The sequence below is a fragment of the Streptomyces sp. NPDC033165 genome (assembly GCF_055577965.1).
In genome coordinates this window covers 670,109-692,423 of the sequence record NZ_JBVIPK010000001.1, presented here as the reverse complement: position 1 = coordinate 692,423, position 22,315 = coordinate 670,109, and the positions used below count along the sequence as shown (strand labels likewise).

General features: G+C 72.3%; 20 protein-coding genes. 7 read left to right on the top strand and 13 right to left on the bottom strand.

Annotation, left to right across the window (positions count from 1 at the left end; all coding sequences use genetic code 11):
* Nucleotides 1-2: 2 nt before the first annotated feature.
* Together ACZ5WC_RS03345 and ACZ5WC_RS03340 are read right to left on the bottom strand one after the other, a co-directional pair.
* Nucleotides 3-1,040 carry a rod shape-determining protein gene (locus ACZ5WC_RS03345; protein WP_468539234.1) on the bottom strand — a complete coding sequence of 346 codons (1,038 nt, stop codon included), beginning with the start codon at nt 1,038-1,040 and terminating at the stop codon, nt 3-5.
* A 148-nt stretch (nt 1,041-1,188) separates the two neighbouring features.
* Nucleotides 1,189-1,755: a hypothetical protein gene (locus ACZ5WC_RS03340; protein ID WP_468539233.1), complete on the bottom strand. Its 567-nt coding sequence runs from the start codon at nt 1,753-1,755 to the stop codon at nt 1,189-1,191.
* A gap of 124 nt (nt 1,756-1,879) precedes the next feature.
* Between ACZ5WC_RS03340 and ACZ5WC_RS03335 the strand changes: the two genes are divergently transcribed.
* Nucleotides 1,880-2,764: an SCO2400 family protein gene (locus ACZ5WC_RS03335; RefSeq protein WP_468539232.1), complete on the top strand. Its 885-nt coding sequence runs from the start codon at nt 1,880-1,882 to the stop codon at nt 2,762-2,764.
* 45 nt (nt 2,765-2,809) lie between these two features.
* Here ACZ5WC_RS03335 and ACZ5WC_RS03330 read toward each other — a convergent pair whose 3' ends face one another.
* The gene (locus ACZ5WC_RS03330) at nt 2,810-3,250 is read right to left on the bottom strand and encodes a MarR family winged helix-turn-helix transcriptional regulator (protein WP_096623179.1); all 441 of its coding nucleotides are present in this window, start codon (nt 3,248-3,250) and stop codon (nt 2,810-2,812) included.
* A 147-nt stretch (nt 3,251-3,397) separates the two neighbouring features.
* Between ACZ5WC_RS03330 and ACZ5WC_RS03325 the strand changes: the two genes are divergently transcribed.
* The 3 genes from ACZ5WC_RS03325 (at nt 3,398) to ACZ5WC_RS03315 (ending at nt 5,881) form a co-directional block, all read left to right on the top strand.
* Nucleotides 3,398-4,417, top strand: a complete 1,020-nt coding sequence (locus tag ACZ5WC_RS03325; RefSeq protein ID WP_468539231.1) for an NADP-dependent oxidoreductase — start codon at nt 3,398-3,400, stop codon at nt 4,415-4,417.
* 188 nt (nt 4,418-4,605) lie between these two features.
* Complete coding sequence (locus tag ACZ5WC_RS03320) at nt 4,606-5,034, top strand: organic hydroperoxide resistance protein (protein ID WP_468539230.1); 429 nt, start codon at nt 4,606-4,608, stop codon at nt 5,032-5,034.
* Between the two features lie 85 nt (nt 5,035-5,119).
* A complete protein-coding gene (locus ACZ5WC_RS03315; RefSeq protein ID WP_468539229.1) occupies nt 5,120-5,881 on the top strand; it encodes an EI24 domain-containing protein in 762 nt (253 codons plus the stop codon).
* 59 nt (nt 5,882-5,940) lie between these two features.
* Here the strand turns inward: ACZ5WC_RS03315 and ACZ5WC_RS03310 are convergent, their stop codons facing one another.
* Complete coding sequence (locus ACZ5WC_RS03310; RefSeq protein ID WP_468539228.1) at nt 5,941-7,863, bottom strand: flavin monoamine oxidase family protein; 1,923 nt, start codon at nt 7,861-7,863, stop codon at nt 5,941-5,943.
* Between the two features lie 117 nt (nt 7,864-7,980).
* On the bottom strand, nt 7,981-8,601 hold the full coding sequence (locus ACZ5WC_RS03305; RefSeq protein WP_468539227.1) for a TetR/AcrR family transcriptional regulator: 621 nt from the start codon (nt 8,599-8,601) through the stop codon (nt 7,981-7,983).
* Between the two features lie 173 nt (nt 8,602-8,774).
* Between ACZ5WC_RS03305 and ACZ5WC_RS03300 the strand changes: the two genes are divergently transcribed.
* Nucleotides 8,775-11,255, top strand: a complete 2,481-nt coding sequence (locus ACZ5WC_RS03300; RefSeq protein ID WP_468539226.1) for a glycoside hydrolase family 3 protein — start codon at nt 8,775-8,777, stop codon at nt 11,253-11,255.
* On the opposite strand, the gene ACZ5WC_RS03295 is transcribed toward ACZ5WC_RS03300, so the two are convergent.
* Nucleotides 11,243-12,412 carry an amidinotransferase gene (locus ACZ5WC_RS03295; RefSeq protein ID WP_468539225.1) on the bottom strand — a complete coding sequence of 390 codons (1,170 nt, stop codon included), beginning with the start codon at nt 12,410-12,412 and terminating at the stop codon, nt 11,243-11,245. The two genes, ACZ5WC_RS03300 and ACZ5WC_RS03295, sit on opposite strands and share 13 nt — an antisense overlap.
* 307 nt (nt 12,413-12,719) lie before the next feature.
* Nucleotides 12,720-13,631: an SGNH/GDSL hydrolase family protein gene (locus ACZ5WC_RS03290; protein WP_468539224.1), complete on the bottom strand. Its 912-nt coding sequence runs from the start codon at nt 13,629-13,631 to the stop codon at nt 12,720-12,722.
* A gap of 398 nt (nt 13,632-14,029) precedes the next feature.
* Between ACZ5WC_RS03290 and ACZ5WC_RS03285 the strand changes: the two genes are divergently transcribed.
* On the top strand, nt 14,030-14,524 hold the full coding sequence (locus tag ACZ5WC_RS03285) for a DUF3145 domain-containing protein (protein ID WP_015608304.1): 495 nt from the start codon (nt 14,030-14,032) through the stop codon (nt 14,522-14,524).
* Nucleotides 14,525-14,608: 84 nt separating this feature from the next.
* Here the strand turns inward: ACZ5WC_RS03285 and fabF are convergent, their stop codons facing one another.
* The 5 genes from fabF to ACZ5WC_RS03260 form a co-directional block, all read right to left on the bottom strand.
* Complete coding sequence (gene fabF, locus ACZ5WC_RS03280) at nt 14,609-15,874, bottom strand: beta-ketoacyl-ACP synthase II (protein WP_096623161.1); 1,266 nt, start codon at nt 15,872-15,874, stop codon at nt 14,609-14,611.
* A gap of 76 nt (nt 15,875-15,950) precedes the next feature.
* Nucleotides 15,951-16,199 (bottom strand): acyl carrier protein, encoded by a 249-nt coding sequence (locus tag ACZ5WC_RS03275; protein ID WP_096623159.1) that lies wholly within the window; start codon nt 16,197-16,199, stop codon nt 15,951-15,953.
* 64 nt (nt 16,200-16,263) lie between these two features.
* Nucleotides 16,264-17,295: a ketoacyl-ACP synthase III gene (locus tag ACZ5WC_RS03270; RefSeq protein WP_311119409.1), complete on the bottom strand. Its 1,032-nt coding sequence runs from the start codon at nt 17,293-17,295 to the stop codon at nt 16,264-16,266.
* An 11-nt stretch (nt 17,296-17,306) separates the two neighbouring features.
* Nucleotides 17,307-18,221, bottom strand: a complete 915-nt coding sequence (locus ACZ5WC_RS03265) for an ACP S-malonyltransferase (protein ID WP_468539223.1) — start codon at nt 18,219-18,221, stop codon at nt 17,307-17,309.
* 89 nt (nt 18,222-18,310) lie between these two features.
* Nucleotides 18,311-19,510, bottom strand: coding sequence for a PucR family transcriptional regulator (locus ACZ5WC_RS03260; protein ID WP_096623153.1), 1,200 nt, complete (start codon nt 19,508-19,510; stop codon nt 18,311-18,313).
* A 386-nt stretch (nt 19,511-19,896) separates the two neighbouring features.
* On the opposite strand from ACZ5WC_RS03260, the gene ACZ5WC_RS03255 reads away from it, so the two are divergent.
* The gene (locus tag ACZ5WC_RS03255) at nt 19,897-20,553 is read left to right on the top strand and encodes a pirin family protein (RefSeq protein ID WP_468539222.1); all 657 of its coding nucleotides are present in this window, start codon (nt 19,897-19,899) and stop codon (nt 20,551-20,553) included.
* A gap of 77 nt (nt 20,554-20,630) precedes the next feature.
* Here the strand turns inward: ACZ5WC_RS03255 and ACZ5WC_RS03250 are convergent, their stop codons facing one another.
* Nucleotides 20,631-22,088 carry an MFS transporter gene (locus ACZ5WC_RS03250; protein WP_468539221.1) on the bottom strand — a complete coding sequence of 486 codons (1,458 nt, stop codon included), beginning with the start codon at nt 22,086-22,088 and terminating at the stop codon, nt 20,631-20,633.
* Nucleotides 22,089-22,315: the final 227 nt, after the last annotated feature.

Below are 22,315 nucleotides of genomic sequence, written 5' to 3'. Positions count from 1 at the left end.
GCTCAGCCTGCCAGCGGATTGAGGACCATCGGCTGGATCTTGCCGTCGAGCATCGCGCCGAGGCCGAGGACCGAGCAGACGTCGGGGCGCTCCGCGATGTGCACCGGCATGCCGGTCGCGTCGCGCAGCATCTGGTCGAGGCCCGGGAGCAGCGCGGTGCCGCCGACCATCATGACCCCGCGCTCCGCCAGGTCGGCGACCAGGTCGGGCGGGCAGTCGCGGAGGACCTTGCCGACCCCGTCGAGCATCGCGGTGAGGGGGGTGTTGATGGCCTGCCGTACGGCGGCGGTGTCGACCTGCACCGTGCGGGCGAGGCCGGTCGCCACATCGCGGCCGTGGATGTCGGCGAGGGCCGGGCCGGTGAGCTGGAGGCCGTTGCCGTGCAGCGCCAGTTGCAGCGGGCGCACGGACTGGCTCGGGAGGATCAGGGCGTGGCGCTGGCGCAGATGCTGGATCACCGCCTCGTCGATCGCGTTGCCGCCCACCGGAATGCGGACGGCGGTCACGATCGAGCCGAGCGAGAGCACCGCGATCTGGGTGGTGGCCGCACCGCACACCATGATCATGGTGGCGGTGGGCTGCTCGACCGGGAGCCCGCAGCCCACGGCCCCCGCGATCAGGGTGTCCACCAGCTCGACCCGGCGGGCGCCGAGCCCGACCAGGGTCTCCACCGTCGCGCGCTGGGCCAGCGGATCGGCGTCGTGCGGGGTGCAGGCGGCGGCGCGCAGCCGGGGCTTGCGGCGCAGCTGGCGGCGGAGCTTGTCGCCGAGCAGATGGCGCAGCATCCGCTGGGCCATCTCGATGTCGATGACGGTCCCGCCGGACACCGGGCGGGCCACCCGGATGTACTCGGGGGTGCGGCCGGTCATCTGCTCGGCGAGCGCGCCGACGGCGATGAGCGAACCGGTACGGGTGTTGACAGCGGCGACGCTCGGCTCATCGACGACGAGCCCGAGGCCCTTGACGTACACACGGGTCCTCGCGGCCCCGAGGTCGACGGCGACATGGCAACGCTGCAACTGCTCAAGGCTGACGGTCACGGCGAGTTCTCCCGAGAGCGCGGACGGGTGCCGGCGGCCGCCGGCTTCTCCCTGCATGGTCCCGCCGTCCGGCCCGTCGCGCGCGCTGGGATGCGCCGTCAGAGGTCCGGGGGCTGACGGCCCGCCAGATTCGGGCGGGCCGGTCGGCTCAGCCCGGAAGCAGCCGCTGGAACAGGCCCCAGGTGAACTCGGCGACGCAACGCTCCCCGCTGCCCGGGTCGGTGACGGCCAGCGCCCACCGGGTCGGCGCGCTGCCCTGCATCGGCCGTGCCGGGGGGAAGGCCCGGGCCACCTCGTCCACGGTGCACGACCAGGGGCGCAGTGCCGTTACGGAGGTGAGTTCCGGGCCCACCGCGCCCGGGGCCCGTACCAGCCACTCGTTCCACACGGCTCCGCCCGGCCCGGCCATGACCTCGAACCGCAGCTCCGGCCAGAGCGGCACCGGCCACAGCAGCGCCTCGCATTCCAGGTCCCCGACCCGGCGCCGCAGCGTCAGTTCCGGCTCCCCGAGCGCCGAGCGGTAGCGCCCCAGCGAGCCCCGCCCCCGCGGTGCGCGCACCATCGCCTGCCAGCGGCGGTTGGCCTCCCGCATCTCGGCGAGCGAGGCGCTCAGCTCCTGCCGGGCGTCCTCGACCAGGCCGGGCTGGTGATCGGCCATCCGGCGGAGCAGGACCAGCTGGAACTGGAGGGGGCCGAAGGGGGTGGGAGCGGTCATGTGGCCCATCCTCCCGCGTGTCAGGCGTATCGGACCGCCCCGCCCCGGAATCCGGTCTTCCTCACAGGATCCTCACCTGCTCGGCTTCCTTCGTTGATCCGCGCACGTCTAACCTGCGGGCGCCATGGATTACTGCCACCCGTGCCGACGGCATCTCAACGGAGCCCTGGCCTGCGCCGGGTGCGGGACTCCCGCCGAGGCACTGGGCCCCTACGCCGTGCCCGGGCCCACCGCGTACGTACCGGACGAAACGGCTGCGCCGACGTCCGCGCCCGCCGGCCGCCGCAGACGCCCCCGTACGCGCGGACGCGAGACCGGGCAGGGACGCGAGTGCGAGTCCGTGCGCGAGACGGCCGCCACCGCGTGGCACCGGACCGACGAGGCCGATCATGCCGGGGCCGCTCACCGCCCTGCCGACCCCGCACGCGGACGGCGCCGCGAGGACCGGCGCGGGCAGCGTCGCGCCGGGTCCGGTCGGGGGAGCCGGGGCAGTGGGGGCCTCCACCGCCGACGCGGCCGGACCGTGCTGCTCGCCGCCCTCGGGCTGCTCCTCGCGGCGGGCGTGCTGAGCCTGGCCGGACTGGCCCGGGGGCCCGGGCACGACAACACCGCCGCCGACTACGTACGCGAGGCGCCGGGCGGTCCCACCGAGCCGGTGCCCGAGCCCCCGGCCACCGAAGAGCCCCGCGATCCCGGCCCGGTCGGCACCCGCACGGGCACGACCGAGGCTCCCGCTGCGGACGCCTCACCGACGGGCGCCCCCGGTGACGCCCCGGCGAAGCCGCCGAGCCCCGAAGCGTCCGGGACGACTCCGCCCGCCGCCTCCCCGGACCCCGAGGAGTCCGGTGCGCCCGAGCCGTCCGACAGCCCGCCCGCCGACTCGCCCGCCCCCGGCGCCCCGGAGGAGCCGACGACGGCCCCCGCGTCCCCGCCGCCTCCGCCGGCTGAGCCGACACCCGCCCCCACGCCGTCCCCGACCTGCACCCGTTTCCTCTGGTGGTGCGTGTAGCGGCGCCAGGCGCCGACAGCCGGTGGCGGGGCCGGGCGGGAGTGATCAGGCGCCGGGGCCCGGCTCCTCGCCCAGCATCCGGCGCAGCAGGTCCCGCAGTACCGTGCGCTCGGTGCCGGAGAGCCCGGCCAGCGGCTCCCGGGCGAAGTCCAGCGCGTCCCGCAGCTCCCGGGCCGTACGCCTGCCCTGATCCGTCGCGGCGGCCAGCTTCACGCGACGGTCGGCCGGATCGGGCCTGCGCTCGACCAGTCCCCGGGTCTCCAGCCGGTCGATGATCCCGGTCACGTTCGACGGTTCGCACTTCAGCTTGAGGGCGATCTTCCGCATCGGCAGGGGCTCCAGCGAGAGCAGCCCGAGCACCCGTGCCTGCGCCCCCGTGAGGGCGTGCTCGGCGGCGGCCCGGTCGTACTCCTCGTGGTAGCGCGCCACGACGGTGCCGATGAGCTCGACGACCTCAAGGGTCACGGTGTCTGTGCGGTTGGTCATGGAGAACAGCCTACCGAGTTACTTGACAACATGAAATATCCAGGAGCATGGTTGTTTCAGGTAATGAACCTTTTCCGGTGGGTGTTCCCCGTACCGGTAGACCTTCCCCGTAGTTTCCCCGTAGGACATTGAGGAGAACCCGAGCCCATGTCTGCTGCACTTCCCACGACCAGCCGCGAATGGCACCTCGTCGCCCGCCCGCACGGCTGGCCCAAGGCCGAGGACTTCGCGCTGCGTGAGGCCGCGGTCGCCGCTCCGGCCGAAGGGCGCATCCTCGTCCGCAACAAGCACTTCTCGGTCGACCCGTACATGCGCGGCCGGATGAACGACGTGAAGTCGTACACCCCGCCCTTCAAGCTCGACCACCCCATGGACGGCGGCGCGGTCGGCGAGGTCATCGCCTCCAGCGCCGAGGGCTTCGCCGTCGGCGACCACGTCCTGCACGGCCTCGGCTGGCGCGAGATCGCCGACCTGCCCGCGAAGCACGCGGTGAAGGTCGACGCCGGCCTCGCCCCGCTCTCCGCCTACCTCGGCGTGCTCGGCATGCCCGGACTCACCGCCTACGCGGGCCTGTTCGAGGTGGCCTCCTTCAAGGAGGGCGACGCGGTCTTCGTCTCGGGCGCCGCCGGGGCCGTCGGCAGCCAGGTCGGCCAGCTCGCGAAGATCAAGGGCGCCTCCCGGGTCATCGGCTCGGCGGGCTCCGACGAGAAGGTCAAGCTCCTCGTCGAGGAGTACGGCTTCGACGCCGCGTTCAACTACAAGAACGGGCCCGTCCGCGACCAGCTCGCGGAAGCCGCCCCCGACGGCATCGACGTCTACTTCGACAACGTCGGCGGCGACCACCTCGAAGCCGCGATCGGCTCGCTCAACGTGCACGGCCGCGCCGCCGTCTGCGGCATGATCGCCCAGTACAACGCCACCGAGCCGACCCCCGGCCCGCGCAACATGGCGCTGATCATCGGCAAGCGGCTGCGCATCCAGGGCCTGCTCGTCAGCGACCACGCCGACCTCCAGGAGCGGTTCGTCCAGGAGGTCGCGGGCTGGCTGGCCTCGGGCGAGCTGAAGTACCGCGAGACGGCGGTCGAGGGCATCGAGAACGGCTACGACGCCTTCGTCGGCCTGCTGCGCGGCGAGAACACCGGCAAGATGATCGTCTCGCTCGCCTGACCCACGTCGGCGCGGTCCGGCCCGATCCACGCCCGGTGCGGTCCGGCCCACGTCCCGTGCGGTCCGATCCACGCCCGGTGCGGTCCGGCCCACGTCCGGCCCGGGGATGTCACCCGTTAGGCTCATCCCCAGGCCGTCGCGATCGTGGGCGCGAGTCGGGGCGCACCAACCGGAGGAATCCTCACATCATGACCATCCAGAAGATCGACGTCGCCTACACCGCCGTCGCCACCGCCGAGAACGGCCGCGACGGCCGCGTCTCCTCGGACGACGGTCAGCTCGACGTCGTCGTCAACCCGCCGAAGGCCCTCGGCGGCAGCGGTGCGGGCACCAACCCGGAGCAGCTCTTCGCGGCCGGTTACAGCGCCTGCTTCCAGGGAGCGCTGGGTGTCGTCGCCCGCCAGGAGAACGCCGACATCTCCGGCTCGACGGTGACCGCCTCGGTCGGCATAGGCAAGAACGAGGCGGGCGGCTTCGGCCTGGAGGTCGCGATCGCCGCCTCCATCCCGAACGTCGACCGGGCCACCGCCCAGGCGCTCGTGGAGAAGGCCCACCAGGTCTGCCCCTACTCGTCCGCCACTCGCGGAAACATCAAGGTCGAGCTCGCGGTCGCCTGACCGGGCAAGAACTTCGCACGAGGACCGCACCCCGTCCCGGGGAGCGGTCCTCGTCCCGTTCCCGCACGCCAGTACGCTGACACCCATGAGTGATCTGGGGGCGGGTTTCGGCTATCTGATGAAGGGGCAGCGCTGGGCTGTTCAGAATGGGCGTTGGCTCGGATTCGGCCTGTTGCCCGGACTCATCACCCTGGTCATCTACGCCGGGGCCCTCATCGGACTCGGTCACGGCGCCGACGACTTCGTCGCCTGGGCCACCCCGTTCGCCGACGCCTGGTCCTCGCCCTGGCAGGGACTGCTGCGCACCGGGCTGACCGCGCTCGTCTTCGTCCTCGGCCTGTTCCTCGCGGTGATCACGTTCACCGCCGTCACGCTCCTGCTCGGCCAGCCCTTCTACGACTCGCTGTCCGAGGAGGTCGACCGCAGCGAGGGCGGCGAGGTCCCCGAGTCCGGGCTGCCGCTCTGGCGCGAGCTGTTGATCTCCGCCCGTGACTCCGTCCGCATCCTGCTGCGCGTCGCCCTGTACGGGATCGCCCTCTTCGCCTGCGGTTTCATCCCGGTCGTCGGGCAGACCGTCGTGCCCGCGATCGGCTTCTGCGTCTCCGGCTACTTCCTGGCCCAGGAGCTGACCGGAGTGGCACTCCAGCGCCGGGGGTTCGCCCTGAAGGAGCGGCTCGGGCTGCTGCGCACCCGCCGGCTGCTGGTCCTCGGCTTCGGGGTCCCGCTCACCCTCTCGTTCCTGGTCCCGTTCGTCGCGGTGTTCCTCATGCCGGGGGCCGTCGCCGGGGCCACCCTCCTCGCCCGCGACCTGGTCGACCCGGTGACGGAGCCGGTTCCCGCCCACTGACACGCCGAGACGCCGCGACGGGTGTGAGCGGGTGTGAGCGGGCGGGACCGGGCCCGCGCTCAGGCGCTGTGGACCTCCAGCGCGGTACGGACCGCCGACTCCAGCGCCCCCTCGATCCAGGCGGGCTTGATCGAGGTGTGGCAGCCCCCGAAGTGCAACGGCCCCTCGACCGTGCGGACATCGCGGAACAGCTCGGTGTGCTGACCGGGCAGGAGAACGGACGCCTCGCCGTACGCGTACGGGTCACGCATCCAGGACTGGGTACGCCCGACACCCGTGTAGAAGACCTCGATGCGCTGCCCGTACACGTCCTGCATCCCGCCCAGAGCCCGCGGGTAGCGCTCGTCGTCGTCCAGGGAGTCCCACTTCAGCGCGTCGTCGGCCCAGCTGTACGAGGCGAGCACGACACCGCCCGTGCTGCCCTCGACCGGGTAGGAGGGCTGGAACATGAAGCGGTTGGCGTTGTCGGTCACCGAACCGCCGCCGATGACCCGGGCGGCCTCCGGCTGGTCCCGGGCCGTCGCCCGGCAGGCCGCGTAGTGCACACGCTGGTCGGCCGGGATGTGCCCGTCCGGGACGGAGGGGTGCGAGCCGAGCAGCGAACCGTCCGCCGGGGCGCGGCCGAGCCGGTAGTCGTCGTAGAGCCCGGGGCGTACGGCGTCGAGCTGCTCCTTCCACTCCTCCTCGGACAACTCCCACCAGCGCAGGCTGAATTCGAGCAGCACCTTGGTCGCCGCGTCGTAGTGGATCTCGGTGACCGCCCGGCGCTTGCCGTACGACATGGCGGGCAGGACCGGGATGTGGCGCAGCCCCGAGAAGGGGACCGTGACGATGGCCCGGTCCCCGGTGAACGTCTCCCGCACCACTGGGGCGCCGCGCCCCTCGGAGACGGTCTCGATGCTGACCCCGTCCGGCCCGTGGCTGATCCGGGTGGCCCGGCGGTCCAGCCGCACCAGGTCCTCGACCCGCTCGTACATCGCGTCCACCAAGGTGGCCGTGCCGTCGGGCAGCTCGAAGAACGCGGTGTCGGGGCTGATCAGCGAGGCCCCGATGAAGCTGTGCACAAAGGCGAGATGGAGCCGTGAGGTCATGTTCTCGACCGTGCCGATGAGGTCGACGGTACGTTCGTCGAGCCCGGCCTCCTCGGTCAGGAAGCGGAACATCGACCAGTGCCCGTAGTCCCGGATCACCTCCGCCCAGCCCTTGACCAGCTCGGAGCCCTCCTTGCCCGTGATCTTCGCGCGCGCGGGGGCGAGGGCCTCCCGGACGATCTGCGAGGCGGGCTTGTCCTCGAACTCCGCCGGTACGCCGAAGGACCGGTTGACCGCCTGCGGCTTCTCCACGTAGTCGGCGCGGCGGACCCGGACGCCGTTGACGTGGATCCAGGTGCGGCCCGCGGGCTTGCCGTCGGCGTCCACATCGACCAGGTGGAAGCGGCGGCGCTTCAGGCCGAAGCTGTCGATCAGCTCCGTGACCAGCGGATGGCTGTCCGGGATGCGCATGGCGCCGGCCTCGGCGTACTGCTTCGGGTCGGCGAAGGCGGCCTCGGCGTTCTCGTGGCCGCCCTTGCGGAAGGTCTTGATCCGGCCGCCGACCCGGTTGCCGTTGGCCTCGATGACGGTGACCGTGTGTCCGGCCCGGCGCAGCAGGTGCGCGGCGGTCAGTCCGGCCGGACCCGCTCCGACGACGAGGACCTTCTTGCGGTCCTTGCCGGTGCGCGGCAGGCCCGAGCCGAGCAGGACATCGCGGTAACCGGGCACCAGCGGCTCGTCGTTGTCGTCGTACACGAGGATGGCGCGGGCAACAGCCAGACAGGCGTCCCAGTCCGAGACGGGTGCGGGCGCGGGGGTCGCCGCGGCCGCACGGGCCGGTGCGGCGCTCACCGCGGCCGCGGTGAGGGAAGCGGCGCCGGCGGCGGTCCCGGCGATCACCGAACGGCGGGACGGCAGGGCAGGGGAGGGTTCGGCAGGGGTGAAGTGCATGGTGATCACCCTGACCCCCAGCGGGCGGTGCCGTCGCATGGAACGCGCCAGGACCCCGATGAATCACTCTCAGGGGGCACTTGATGATCTTGATCTGGCGGTTCTGCGGTACCCTGGTCAGCTCAAGTCGGCATTCTTCCCGGGTGACTTGGGCGACTTGGGTGACTTGGGCGGCTGAGCGCGCAACAGTGCCAGGAAGTCCGCGAACGCCTCCGGCATGTCCACCGCCTCCGGGTCCAGCAGCCACTGGTACTGGAGCCCGTCCATCACGGCCACCAGCAGCACCGCCGCCCGCTCCGGGCTCAGCCCGCCCGGCAGCGTCTCGCCGTACTCCGCGCGCAGTGTCGCCGCCATGGCGGCCCGGACCTGGGTGTAGCGGCGGGTGAAGAAGTCCCGGGCCGGGTGGTCCTCCGTCACGCTCTCGCCCAGCAGTGCCGAGAAGGTCTGCACGATCCCGGGGCGCATCGCGTTGTACTCCACCAGTGAGCCCAGCAGGTCCAGACGCCAGGAACCCTCCTCGCGGGGGCCGCCGCCGGTGTCCCAGCGGTCCCGGTCCGCCAGCACCGCGACCAGCAGCGCCTCCTTGGTCGGGAAGTAGTGCAGCAGCCCCTGCTGGCTCAGGCCCACCCGCTCGGCGACCGCGCTCAGCGTCGCACCCCGGTAGCCGCGCTCGGCGATCACTTCGAGGGTGGCGTTCAGGATGCCGGCCCGCCGCTCCTCGCTCCTGGCCCGTGCCATCGCTGGCCCCTTCCGTGCTGCCAGGCCCCACGCCGGAGCCCGTCAGCAGGACCGTACGTCATCACCGGGCCCCCACACGCGACATCATAACGAAAACATAACAAAACCTACTGGGCTACCGGTTGCCGAGTCACCATGGAGACCACCATCGGACTCGACCAGGAGGTACGGCCGTGGCAGCCGCGTCCAGCACCAGCAACTCCGATGCCCGCCGCCGGGAAGCCGTCGATGCGGCGCTCGCTGCCCTCTCCCTCGACGACAAGGCCCGCCTCCTGGCCGGTCAGGACCTGTGGTCGCTGCCCGCCCTGCCCGCGATCGGCCTGAGCTCGCTGGTGATGTCGGACGGCCCGATCGGGGTCCGGGGTGTGCGCTGGACCGCCGCCGACCCCTCGGTCGCGCTGCCCTCGCCCACCGCGCTCGCCGCCGCCTGGGACCCGGAGCTGGCCCGCCGCGCCGGTCGGCTGCTCGCCCAGGAGGCCCGCCGCAAGGGCGTCCACGTGCTGCTCGCCCCGACCGTCAACCTGCACCGCAGCCCGCTCGGCGGCCGCCACTTCGAGGCGTACAGCGAGGACCCGTACCTCACCGGCGAGATCGGCACCGGTTACGTCCGGGGCGTCCAGGACGGCGGAGTCGGCGCCACCGTCAAGCACTTCGTCGCCAACGACGCCGAGACCGACCGCTTCACCGTCAACAACATCGTCGCCCCGCGCCCCCTGCGCGAGCTCTACCTCGCTCCCTTCGAGCGGATCGTCAGGAACGCCCACCCCTGGGGCGTCATGGCCGCCTACAACCAGGTCAACGGCTCGACCATGACCGAGCACCGCTACCTCCAGAACGCCGTCCTGCGCGGTGAATGGGGCTTCGACGGCTTCATCGTCTCCGACTGGCTCGCCGCCCGTTCCACCGCCGGGGCCATCACCGGCGGGCTGGACGCGGCCATGCCCGGCCCGCGCACGGTCTACGGCGAGGCGCTCGCCACCGCCGTACACGCCGGGGAGGTGGACGAGAAGATCGTCGACCTCGCCGTACGCAACATCCTGCTGCTCGCCGCCCGCGTCGGCGCCCTGGACTCCGCCCCGCCCGCCGTGGCCCCCGCCGAGCTGCCCGCGCCCCTCGACGGCGCGGCGCTGGCCCGCGAGATCGCCCGCCGCTCCTTCGTGCTCGCCCGCAACGAGGCCGGGGCCCTGCCGCTCGCGCCCGGCGGCTCCGTCGCGCTGATCGGGGCGCTGGCCCGGGACGCCCGGGTGCTCGGCGGCGGTTCCGCGCTCGTCTTCCCCGACCACGTCGTCTCCCCGCTCGACGGACTCACCGCCGCCCTCCCCGAGGGTGCCCTGACCTACGCCGTCGGCGCCGACCCCAGCAGCGAACTCTCCATCGCCGGGGCCGGGTTCGACCTCGGAGCCGTCTGCCGCGACGCCTCCGGAGCCGTCCTCGCCACCGTCCCCCTGCCCACCGGGCAGATCCAGTGGATCGGGGCCGACCTGCCCGACGGGGTCACCCACGAGACCCTGCACAGCGTCGAGGTCACCGGCACGTTCACTCCGCGTGAGAGCGGCGAGCACGCCTTCGGCACGCGGGGCTTCGGAGGGTTCACGCTCACCGTCGCGGGCCGCACCCTCCACGACGGCACCCAGGACCGCGCCCCCGGCACCGACCCGCTGGGCGCGTTCTTCAGCGGACCCGTCGAGCGCGGCCGCATCGCCCTGAGCGCCGGCGAGCCCGTCGAGGTCTCCCTGACCCACCACCCGGTCCCGGTCCCCGGCCACGCGTTCAAGGGCGTCTCCTGCTGCCTCGTCCACCTCTCCCCCCAGCGCGACCCCGACGAACTGATCGCCGAGGCCGTCGGGGCGGCCCGCGCCGCCGACACCGCGATCGTGGTCGTCGGCACCACGGAGCACGTCGAGTCCGAGGGCTTCGACCGCACCGACCTGAAGCTCCCCGGTCACCAGGACGCCCTCGTCCACGCGGTCGCCGCCGCCAACCCCCGTACGGTCGTCGTCGTCAACTCCGGTTCCCCGGTGGAGCTGCCCTGGCGGAACGAGGTCGCCGCCGTCCTGCTCAGCTGGTTCCCCGGCCAGGAGGCGGGGCACGCGCTCGCCGACGTGCTGCTCGGCGCGCACGAGCCCGGCGGCCGCCTGCCCACCACCTGGCCCGTCACCCTGGCCGACGCCCCGGTCACCGCCACCACCCCGGTGAACGGCGAACTCCCGTACACCGAGGGTGTCTTCATCGGCTACCGCGCCTGGGAGAAGGCGGGCACGGCCCCCGCGTACGCCTTCGGCCACGGGCTCGGCTACACCACCTGGGAGTACGACGCCGTCTCGGCCACCCCCGAGGCGGTCACCGTCCGCGTCCGCAACACCGGCCCCCGCCCCGGCAGCGACACCGTCCAGATCTACCTGGCCCCCGGAACCGCCGCCGACGCCCCCGAACGCCCCGCCCGCTGGCTGGCCGGGTTCGCCCGGGTCACCGCCGCCCCCGGCGAGAGCGTCGAGGTCACGATCCCCGTCGAGCCCCGCGCGTACGAGACCTGGGAGGAGTCCGAGAACGGCTGGAGGGCCGTCCCGGGGACCTACGAGCTCCAGGCGGCCCGGTCCCTCACCGACGTCCGTGCGACCACCACGGTCGAGATCACGGCGGATCAGTCGAAATAGCACTCCAGCGTCCCGCGCCGCCGCACATCGAGCGTCGCGCAGTGGAAGGAGCCGCCGAACGGCGCGTAGTGCAGCAGGTCGCAGGGGATCGGCTCGAATCCCCACCCTTCGAGCGCCCGCAGCATCCCGGTGTGGTGCCGCTCCGCGATGACCCGCGTCTCGTCGACCATGAGCATGTTCATGCTGAGCCACCGGCCGCACAGGGAGGTCATCCTCAGCAGCCGCTCGTCGATGGGATCGGGCTCGGGAGCCACCAGGATGTCCCAGGAGTCCAGCACGGCGGGCAGCCGGTCGGCGTCGATGTACTCCGGGTTGACCAGCGCCTTGCCGGGCGCGAGCACGAGGAACGTCGTGTCGATGTGCATGGGCGTACGGCAGCGGCTCTCGATCTCGTGGATGCGGTAGCCGGGACCGAGGTGGCGGCGCAGCCACTCGATGCCCATGGCGTTGGTGACATTGCTGCGCGTCACGAACAGATCGCGCCCCGCCCGGACGAAGTCCGCCGCGTCGAAGACCGGCTCGAACTCGGTGAGGATGTAGCGCATGGGTTCGTCGGCCGCAGGGGTCCGGAACTCCTTCTCGAACAGCTCGTCCGTCAGCTCCGGTTTCGGCGCGGCCGTCCAGCGGGCCCCGCGCCGGAAGTAGTCCTTGAGGATCCGGCGATAGGAGTGCGTCTCGAAATAGCGGCACGGCCACGCCATCGGGGTCTCGATGATCTCGTCGCCGACGACCAGCATGCTGTCGCGCGGGCAGGTGTTGCAGAAGCCGCGCGAGGACCAGTCGGGGGTCGCGAAGCGCCGCCGGTGGTCGACCGGGTCGGGGCGGACGACGGTGATGCCGAGTGTCCGAAGGAGTTCGACGAACCCGTCCAGCTCCTCCCGCGCCGGCTCGATCAGCCGGCGCGGATACTTCCGGCCGGCGGCGAGCCCCTGGAGGCGGGCCGCCCAGGGCGGGATGTTGCAGGACACCACGGGATGGCTGGAAGGGATCGTCGCATCGTCGAGGCGCCCGACGATGATCTCCTCCAGAGGGTCCCACTCGTTGTGGGAATTGACCGGTGAGACGGGAGTGGCCGGGCCCGGGGCGGGCGGCGTCCTGCGGATCGGGGCAGGGTCCGCGTCCACCGCCGTATCGCCGGGCCTCCGCTCCACGGCCATGATCAACCACCTTCGGTCGCCGACGGGCACGTCACGCTACCCATAGTGAAGGCGGAGTGCGGGTTCGCGCCACCGGTCGGCGCCGTCTCGCGGTCGTCGGCGCACGCCGAACCCGTACGTCGTGACGGCCGCCCGTCGAAGTGGCCGGCCGTGTGGAGCTGGAGCCCCGGCTCGTCGTCCCGGCCGCCGGGGCGCCCCCGTCGGCACCGAGGCCGCGTCCACCGGCGCACGGGCTACCCGTCCGCGAGAGCGCCGAAGGATTCGGCGGAGGCGGCTGTTCCGGTGCCGGTGGTCAGGGAGACCGGCCCTACGCGGGCGGTTCCGCGGCCGTGATGTTGCGGTAGGCCATCTCCGCCAGCCGGGCCTGACCGTCGCGGCTCGGGTGGAACCAGTCCCACGGGCTGAGCTGCGTACGCGTGAAGCGGAAGCCGAACACCGCCCCGCCGTCGTACCGGCAGTACCGGTCCTTCGCGCAGACCTCCCGCAGCACCTCGTTGTACGCCACGACCCGCTTCCGCACCGCGTTCCGCCGGGCCACCGCCGCGGGCCCCAGGTCGTCCGCGTCGGCCAGCATGGACTGGCAGATCCCGAGGTCCCAGATCTTCCGGCCCATCTCGTTCGTCCGCCCGGTCGACCAGAGCCGCTTCAGATCCGGCACGCTGGAGACGTACACCTGCGCCTTCGGCGCCCCGGCCCGCAGCTGACGCATCGACGCCTCGAACGAGGCCCGGAAGTCCGCCACGGGTGTCATCAGCCGCACCGATTCCCGGCAGGCGTCGTTCGCGCCCATCATCACCGTGACCAGCTCCGGCCGCTCCTTCGCCGCCAGCGCCATCTGCTCGGGCAGCTGCACCATCCGGGCCCCCGACACGGCGTGGTTCCAGCTGCGGTCCGCCGCCTTCGACGCCCCGAGCAGCCGGACCGCGAGACTCCGCACCGAACTGTCGCTCCCGGTCGCCCACGACACCTCGGGGCAGTCCGCCAGCACCGAACAGGCGTCGAACCCCCGGGTGATGGAGTCCCCGACGGCCGCGACCGACCCAGGCCGCGGATTCCAGTCCGGTGTGGTGGGCGTGGGAGAGGGGGACGGCGCGGCACTGCGCGGGGCGGCGGGCGCGTTCCGTGACACACCGTGGTCCTGGCCGCCACCGCCGCACCCGGCCAGCGCGGCCACGCCGACGCACGAGAGCGCCGTCAGCGCGGCGGCGGCCCTGCGCATCCGAGGGCGTGTCGCACGCTCCGCCATTCGCACTTCCCCTCCGGTCACCCCTGGCTTATGCCTCTGGACATGCCCCCGGCACGCTCCGCGTCCCCAGGTCGGAGGCGTGCGCGCCCTGCCGGGTGAAGCTGGGCGAATCAGGGGCCCAGGACCGACGGTACGTCACACGGACGGCCCCGGCGCACGGTAGCTTTTCCCCGTCGAACCAGTGGTGCTCCGCCCGCCCGCGTACACACGGGTGGCTCCGGTACATTACGTCACGTCACATACTGTCCCTTTTCAGGAGATTAACTCCCGATGCTGTTTACTGATGACAACCTCGGGAGCCGGCCGGAAAGAGGCGGTACGGGCGCGAGGCCGCTGGGGAAGGCGTACCTCGTCCCACACGGGAGGTTCCGGTGACGACACGTGGAGTCCTGTACGTTCACTCCGCACCGCGCGCGCTGTGCCCACATGTCGAGTGGGCAGTGGCGGGCGTCCTCGGTGTGCGGGTCCAGCTGGACTGGATCAGACAGCCGGCCGCGCCCGGCACCTGGCGGTCCGAATTCTCCTGGAAGGGCCGGGCAGGCACCGCCTCGCAGCTCGCCTCCGCCCTGCGCGGCTGGGATCTGCTGCGCTTCGAGGTGACCGCGGAGCCCTGCCCCACCGCCGAGGGCGAGCGCTACAGCTCCACCCCCGGCCTCGGCATCTTCCACGCCGTCACCGGCATGCACGGCGACATCCTGATCCCCGAGGACCGGCTGCGCGCCGCCCTGGCCCGCTCGACGCGCGGGGAGAGCGACCTGGAGGTGGAGATCGCCTCCCTCCTGGGCAAGCCGTGGGACGACGAGCTGGAGTCCTTCCGCCACGCGGGCGAGGGAGCCCCGGTCCGCTGGCTGCACCAGGTCGTCTAGTTTCCCGGAGCCCCGAAGAACGACGAAGCCCGCCTCCCGGGACCCCGGGAAGCGGGCTTCACTCTGTCTTCACTGTGCAAGGCTTCAGACGGACCGGAACGCCAGTACCACGTTGTGACCGCCGAACCCGAACGAGTTGTTGATCGCCGCGATCGGCCCCTCGGGCAGCGCCCGCGGCTCCCCGCGCACGATGTCCGCGTCGACCTCCTCGTCCAGCTCGTCGACGTTGATCGTCGGCGGAGCGACCCGGTGGTGCAGCGCGAGTACGGTGGCCACCGTCTCGATGCCGCCCGCGCCGCCGAGCAGATGCCCCGTCATCGACTTCGTCGCGGAGATGGCGACATGGTCGAGATCGTCGCCCAGCACCCTGCGCAGCGCCTTGATCTCCGCGACGTCACCCTGCGGGGTCGACGTGGCGTGGGCATTGAGGTGGACCACCTCGGACGGCTTGAGGTCGCTGGAGTCCAGCAGGTTCTGCATCGCGGCGGCGATGCCCCGCCCGGTGGGCTCGGGCTGCGCGATGTGGTGGGCGTCGGCCGACAGGCCCTGGCCCAGCACCTCGCAGTAGACCCGCGCGCCACGCTTGGCCGCGTGCTCGGCGGACTCCAGGACGACGACGCCCGCGCCCTCGCCGAGGACGAAGCCGTCCCGGCCGGTGTCGTACGGGCGCGAGGCCTTCTCGGGCTCGTCGTTGCTCTTGGACATCGCCATCATGTTGGCGAACGCGGCGATCGGCAGCGGGTGGATGGCCGCTTCGGTACCTCCGGCGACGACCACGTCGGCCCGGCCGGTACGGATCATCTCGACGGCGTAGCCGATGGCCTCGGCGCCCGAGGCGCACGCGGAGACCGGGGTGTGGACACCGGCCTGGGCGTTGACCTCCAGGCCGACGTTGGCCGCCGGGCTGTTGGGCATGAGCATGGGAACGGTGTGCGGGGAGACGCGGCGTACGCCCTTCTCCTTGAGCACGTCGTACTGGTCGAGCAGGGTGGTCACGCCGCCGATGCCGGAGGCGATGACCGAGCCGAGACGCTCGGGGCGGATGGTCTCGTCCTCGTCACCGGCCTTGCCGGTGTAGCCCGCGTCCGCCCATGCCTCGCGGGCCGCGATCAGCGCGAACTGCGCCGAGCGGTCCAGCTTGCGGGCCAGCGGACGGGGAAGTACGTCGCCCGGGTCGACGGCCGCGAGGGCGGCGATCCGGACAGGCAGTTCGGCGAAGCGCTCACCTTCGAGAGGCTTGACGCCGGACCGGCCGGCCATCAGACCTTCCCAGGTCGATGCGGAGTCGCCACCCAGCGGAGTGGTTGCGCCGATACCGGTGACGACCACGGTGCGATTGGTCGAGTTCACTGGAAAATCTTCTCCACGTGTAGAGGGTCGTGAATCAGCGGCGCCACCGCCGGGTGGCGACACAGCCGGGCTGGGATCAGCCCTGGTGCTTCAGGATGTAGGCGGCGGCGTCGCCGACCGTCTTGAGGTTCTTGACGTCCTCGTCGGGGATCTTCACGTCGAAGCGCTCCTCGGCGGCGACGACGACCTCGACCATGGACAGCGAGTCGACGTCCAGGTCGTCGGTGAAGGACTTGTCCAGCTGGACGTCCTCGACCGGGATACCGGCGATCTCGTTGACGATCTCGGCGAGACCGTTGACGATCTCTTCCTGCGTGGCGGCCATCTTGGCGCTCCTTCGGTGGGTTTCTTCAGGGTTCGTGCATACGGACCGATACGGTCCGGTGTGCCTAGGGGAGGGTAACGACCGTCGCGGCGTAGACGAGACCCGCCCCGAAGCCGATGACGAGCGCGGTGTCGCCGCTCTTCGCCTGACCGGTCGCCAGGAGCCGCTCCATCGCGAGCGGGATCGAGGCGGCGGACGTGTTGCCGGTGGACTCGATGTCACGCGCGACCGTGACGTGTTCCGGCAGCTTCAGGGTCTTCACCATCGAGTCGATGATCCGCATGTTGGCCTGGTGCGGAATGAAGACGTCCAGGTCTTCCGGGGCGATCCCGGCCGCGTCCAGCGCCTGCTGGGCGACCTTCGCCATCTCGTAGACGGCCCAGCGGAAGACCGCCTGGCCCTCCTGCGTGATGGCCGGGAACTTGACCTCGCCCTTCGAGTCGAGAGGCAGCTGGGAGACATCGCCGAGGCGGAAGTCGTTCCAGCCCACCGTCTGCTTGATGGTCTCGGACTTGTCGCCCTCGGAGCCCCACACGGTCGGGCCGATGGCCGGTTCCTGCGAGGGGCCGACGACGACCGCGCCCGCGCCGTCACCGAACAGGAAGGCCGTCGCGCGGTCCTCCAGGTCGGTCAGGTCGCTGAGCCGCTCCACGCCGATGACGAGGACGTACTCCGCCGAGCCCTCGACGACCATGCCCTTGGCGAGCGTGAGGCCGTAGCCGAAGCCCGCGCAGCCGGCCGAGATGTCGAAGGCGGCGGGCTTGCCCGCGCCGATCCTGTGGGCGATCTCCGTGGCGACGGCCGGGGTCTGCTTGAAGTGCGAGACGGTCGAGACGACGACCGCGCCGATCTGCTCGGGATCGATGCCCGCGTCGGCGATGGCCTTGCCCGACGCCTCGATGGACATCGCGGCCACGGTCTCCTCCTCGGAAGCCCAGTGGCGGGTGACGATGCCGGAGCGGGAGCGGATCCACTCGTCGGAGGAGTCGATCGTTTCGAGGATCACCTCGTTCGGCACGACCCGGGTCGGGCGGTAGCCGCCGACCCCGAGGATGCGCGCGTACGGGGCGCCCTTGCTGGGCTTGATCTTCGACATGCTCGGGCTCCTTAGGCGCCTGCGTGCTCGGAGATGAGCGCGCGGGCGGCGTCGAGGTCGTCGGGGGTCTTGAGCGCGAGCGTCTTGACACCGGGCAGCGCCCGCTTGGCGAGCCCGGTGAGGGTGCCGCCGGGGCTCAGCTCGACCAGCGCCGTGACGCCGAGCTCCTGGAAGGTCTCCATGCACAGGTCCCAGCGGACCGGGTTGGCGACCTGCCCGACCAGCCGGGCGATGACCTCGGTGCCGGTGGCCACGGTGTGGCCGTCGGCGTTCGAGACGTACGTCACGGTCGGATCGGAGACCGTGAGGTCGCCGACGGCCGCGCGCAGCTTCTCCACGGCCGGGGCCATGTGGTGCGTGTGGAAGGCACCGGCCACCTTCAGCGCGACGACCCGGCGCACGCCCTCGGGCTTGTCGGCCTCCAGGGCGGCGATCTGGGCCGCGGTGCCCGCGGCGACGATCTGGCCGCCGCCGTTGACGTTGGCGGGGGTCAGCCCGAGCTTCTCCAGGTGCGGGACGGTCACGGCGGGGTCGCCGCCGAGGAGGGCCGCCATACCGGTCTCGGTGACCGCGGCGGCCTCGGCCATGCCGAGCCCCCGGGTGCGGACGAAGCGGAGTGCGGCCTCGTCCTCGATGACGCCGGCGATCGAGGCGGCGGTGATCTCACCGACGCTGTGGCCCGCGACGACGGACGGGGAGGCGTCCAGGGCGGCTGCCGAGAGCAGTCCGGCGGCCACGAGGAGCGGCTGGGCCACGGCCGTGTCGCGGATCTCGTCCGCGTCGGCCTGCGTGCCGTAGTGGGCAAGGTCGAGCCCGATGGCATCGGACCAGGCCGCGATGCGGTCGGCGGCACCGGGGAGGTCGAGCCAGGGAGTCAGGAAGCCGGGCGTCTGAGCGCCTTGGCCGGGAGCGACGAGTACGAGCACCCTCACACTCTCTCTTGTGGACGGCTCCGCACGCCCGTGGGGACAGGGACGAAGAACCGTCGGGGGAATTGTTGGAGTACGACAAAAGTCTAGGACTGGGGATCCGCAGCGGCCAAGCGCCCCAGGATCAGGGCGATCCGCAGCGTGAACGCGGAGCGCACATCGGAAGGAGACCATCCGGTGACGTCGGTCACACGTCGCAGCCGGTAGCGCACGGTGTTGGGGTGCACGAACAGCATCCGTGCCGCCCCCTCCAGACTGCTCGCCTGCTCCAGATAGACACTCAGCGTTTCCAGAAGAGCAGAACCGGCCTCCTCCAGCGGTCTGTAGATCTCCTCCACCAACTGGTCCCGTGCGGCCGGATCCCCGGCCATCGCGCGCTCGGGGAGAAGATCGTCCGCCAGCACCGGGCGCGGCGCGTCCTGCCACGCCGAGCACGCCTTCAGCCCGGCGGCCGCGGCCTGCGCGGACCGGGTGGCCGCCAGCAGGTCCGGTACGACGGGCCCCGCGACGACCGGCCCGGCGGCGTACGGGCCGATCAGGCCCTTGGCGACCTGGAGCGGGTTGTCGCTGCCGCCCGCGATGACGACCAGGCGGTTGCCGAGGACCCCGGTGAGGACCTGGAGCTTCGCGTGCCGGGCGGCGCGCCGGATCGCCTCCACGGTCAGCTCGCTGTCCCCGTCGGGCGCGGTGCCGAGGACGACGCAGACGTGCTCGGGCGAATTCCAGCCGAGCGCGGCGGCCCGGGACACGGCCCCCTCGTCGGCCTCGCCGGACAGCACCGCGTTCACCACGAGCGACTCCAGCCGGGCGTCCCACGCACCCCGGGCCTCGGCGGCCTGGGCGTAGACCTGGGCGGTGGCGAAGGCGATCTCCCGCGCGTAGACGAGCAGCGCCTCCCGCAGCACCGACTCGTCGCCGGGGGCGGCCACCTCCTCGATCGCGGCCTCCATGACCTCGATCGTGGTGCGCACCATCTCCACGGTCTGCCGCAGCGTGATCGCCCGGGTCAGCTCGCGCGGGGCGGTGCCGAACACATCGGTCGAGATCGCCTGCGGAGTCTCGGGATGCCGGAACCACTCGGTGAACGCGGCGATACCGGCCTGGGCGACCAGGCCGATCCAGGACCGGTTCTCCGGGGGCATCGCCCGGTACCACGGCAGCGATTCGTCCATACGGGCAATCGCGTTCGCGGCCAGCCGGCCGGAGGACTGCTCCAGCCGTTTCAGGGTCGCGGCATGCAGGTGGGCGTCGTGGGCGGCGGACTGCTCAGGATCGGGTCGGGGCACGAGGACAAGACTGCCTTATCGGGCCGGTGGATCGGTGGGGTGGGGCGAGGGTGCTCCGTACCGGTGGGTAGGGGAACACCTGGCGGGGCATCCCGGGAGGGTGCTCCGGTGCCCGGTGCCCGGTGCCCGGTGCCCGGTGCCTTGTGCCGGTGCCCGGTGCCCGATGCCCGGTGCCCGATGCCCGGTGTCCAGTGCCTTGTGCCCTGTGTCCCGTTTCCGTGCCCCGTGCCCCGTGCCTGGTGCCGGTGCCGGTGCCGGTGCCCTGTGGTCCCGTCCCCGCGCCGTGCCCGGCACCTCCCGCCCCCCCCGCCCCACCCCGCACCGCACAGCCCTTCCGATCCCGCCGCCCGGAGCCGCGCGGGCGCTCCCCGGGCTACCGTGGCCGGGTGATATCCGTGCACCGGTCCGAGGACCGCTACCGGGGCGGCGACGCGGCCGCCGGCATCGACACCCGGCACGCCCTCTCCTTCGGCCCCTTCTACGACCCGGACAACCTCCGCTTCGGCCCGGTTCTGGCCTGCAACGAGGAGCGCCTCGCCCCGGGCGCGGGCTTCGAGGAGCACCCGCACAGTCATACGGAGATCGTCACCTGGGTCGTCGAGGGCGAGCTGACCCACCGCGACTCGGCCGGTCACTCCACGGTCGTCCGCGCCGGGGACGTGGCCCACCTGAGCGCCGCCTCCGGGGTCCGCCACGTCGAACGCAACGACGGCACGGACCCGCTGACCTTCCTCCAGATGTGGCTGGCCCCCCTGGAGCCCGGCGGCGAACCCTCGTACACCGTCGTCCCCGGTATCGCGGACTCCACTCCGTACGCGCTGCCCGCCGCGGGCGCGATGCTCCACATCCGCCGCCTGACCGGGGGCGAGCGCACGGCCGTCCCGGACGCGGTGCGCTGTTACGTACACGTGGTGCGGGGCCGGGTCGCCCTGGGCGGCGAGGAGCTGGGGCCCGGCGACGCGGCCCGGATCACGGACGCGGCGGGCTTGGAAGCGGTCGCCGTGATGGCGGCGGAGCTGGTGGTCTGGGAGTTGGCGGGCTGACCGCGTCACCGGTCCGACGGGGGCCCGCGGGGCGCCGGGGGCGGCTCCGGTTCCGTGTCGGTCGTTGAGCTTCCGCGTCAGTTGTCGCGCGCGCGGACCGCCAGGACGGCGACCAGCAGGGTCGGTACGAGCAGGAGCGAGAAGGTGATCGCGTAGCCGCCGAGCCGACCGGTTCCGGCGGCCAGTCCGGCGTTGAGGGCGGCGGTGGCGAACGCCAGGACGACGACCTGCCCGAGGTTCATGTTGGTCTGCATGGCGCTGGTGGTGTGGCCCAGCCGGTCCGGGGCGCTGTGGGAGAGCGAGAGCACCGTGACGCAGGGGTCGAGCATCCCCATACCGACCGCCGCCAGCGGCATGGCCACCAGGGCGAGCAGCGGGGACAGCCCGGCGAGGCTTCCCGCGACGGCGAAGGCGACGGACGCCGCCATGACCAGGGCGCCGACCGTGACGAGACGGTGCCGGGCGATGTGCTGGAGGAGTTTCCCCTGCGCCCATGACGCACCCGCCCACAGCACCGCCGAGGCGGTGAAGGCCACACCGACCGTCACCGCGGCCACCCGCCGTTCGGTGATCAGCATCAGGGGTACCAGCGCCTCGACGGTGAAGTACGTACCGGAGGTCAGCCCGCGCAGCAGCACCGCGGTGGGCAGGCCGCGGGCGCTGCGCCACGTGCCCCGCGGCAGCAGGCGGGGCGCGAAGACGACCAGGAGCGCGACGCCCGCGACGACGAACAGCAGGTGGCGCGCATCCCACCCGGAGACGCCGTACTGGCCGAGCGCCGCACCGAGGCTGAGCATCGCCGCGACCAGCAGCGGCGGCCGGGAGACGCGTTCCCCGGCGGGTGGGAGGCCATCGGGCAGTGCTGAATGCCTCTTGTCCGCCGGGGCCGACCCCCTGTCGTCCGCCGCAGCCGAACCCCCGTCGTCCGCCGGGGCCCGGCGCAGGACCGCCACCAGGGCGATCGCGGGCAGGGCCGTCAGCATGGCTAGGCCGTAGAAGACCGCACGCCAGGACCACACCTCGGCGACGACTCCGGCGACCGGTGGCCCGACCAGGGACGGGATGATCCAGCTCGCGCTCATCATCGCGAGCATCCTGGGCCGCAGATACTCCGGATACGACTGGCCGACGGCGGTCGTCACCGACACCGCGACCATCCCGGCCGCCAGACCGTCGACGAAGCGGCCGACGATCAGCTGCCAGACCGACCCGCTGGACGCCGACACCAGCAGCGTCACCACGGAGAGGATCATGCCCAGCGCCAGCGGACGCCGGGCCCCGGAACGGTCAGCCCAGTGCCCGCCCAGTACCCCACCGAGCAGGCTGGCGGCCACGAAGCTGCCAGCCACCAGCGGGAACAGGGACACCCCGGCCAGATCCCGGGCGGCCGTGGGCAGGGTGGGCACCACGGCCAGCGCCGCGAAGCCGGTCAGGAACATCACGGCGGCGAAGGTCAGCGTCGCCGCCGTGTACGGCAGGGAGAAGATCCCCGGCCGGGTGTCGCGCGGCGGTCGGAGGGTCTGTTCCTCGGTCATCGGTTCCCGTCGCGGTAGATCGGCAAGCTCGTCGGGGGACCGCGGGCGGGATTGGTCCAGACCGCCTGGGGCCAAGCGGGAAAGTACGTCACGGCCTGATCCCGGACAACTGATTTAGGGGCCGACTCGGCACCGCGAAAGGGGAGTCGAGGCGGGCCGACCCGGCGGGGGAGCCGGCCGCCGGTGGGACCTTTGTAAGGTGCTGGCAACGTCATATTTTCGTATGC

Excerpts from the sequence above, each read along its gene's own strand:
- ACZ5WC_RS03340 (WP_468539233.1), bottom strand. The coding sequence starts at position 1,755 with ATGACCGCTCCCACCCCCTTCGGCCCCCTCCAGTTCCAGCTGGTCCTG.
- ACZ5WC_RS03335 (WP_468539232.1), top strand. The coding sequence starts at position 1,880 with ATGGATTACTGCCACCCGTGCCGACGGCATCTCAACGGAGCCCTGGCC.
- ACZ5WC_RS03330 (WP_096623179.1), bottom strand. The coding sequence starts at position 3,250 with ATGACCAACCGCACAGACACCGTGACCCTTGAGGTCGTCGAGCTCATC.
- ACZ5WC_RS03325 (WP_468539231.1), top strand. The coding sequence starts at position 3,398 with ATGTCTGCTGCACTTCCCACGACCAGCCGCGAATGGCACCTCGTCGCC.
- ACZ5WC_RS03320 (WP_468539230.1), top strand. The coding sequence starts at position 4,606 with ATGACCATCCAGAAGATCGACGTCGCCTACACCGCCGTCGCCACCGCC.
- ACZ5WC_RS03315 (WP_468539229.1), top strand. The coding sequence starts at position 5,120 with ATGAGTGATCTGGGGGCGGGTTTCGGCTATCTGATGAAGGGGCAGCGC.
- ACZ5WC_RS03310 (WP_468539228.1), bottom strand. The coding sequence starts at position 7,863 with ATGCACTTCACCCCTGCCGAACCCTCCCCTGCCCTGCCGTCCCGCCGT.
- ACZ5WC_RS03305 (WP_468539227.1), bottom strand. The coding sequence starts at position 8,601 with ATGGCACGGGCCAGGAGCGAGGAGCGGCGGGCCGGCATCCTGAACGCC.
- ACZ5WC_RS03295 (WP_468539225.1), bottom strand. The coding sequence starts at position 12,412 with ATGGCCGTGGAGCGGAGGCCCGGCGATACGGCGGTGGACGCGGACCCT.
- ACZ5WC_RS03290 (WP_468539224.1), bottom strand. The coding sequence starts at position 13,631 with ATGCGCAGGGCCGCCGCCGCGCTGACGGCGCTCTCGTGCGTCGGCGTG.
- ACZ5WC_RS03275 (WP_096623159.1), bottom strand. The coding sequence starts at position 16,199 with ATGGCCGCCACGCAGGAAGAGATCGTCAACGGTCTCGCCGAGATCGTC.
- ACZ5WC_RS03270 (WP_311119409.1), bottom strand. The coding sequence starts at position 17,295 with ATGTCGAAGATCAAGCCCAGCAAGGGCGCCCCGTACGCGCGCATCCTC.
- ACZ5WC_RS03250 (WP_468539221.1), bottom strand. The coding sequence starts at position 22,088 with ATGACCGAGGAACAGACCCTCCGACCGCCGCGCGACACCCGGCCGGGG.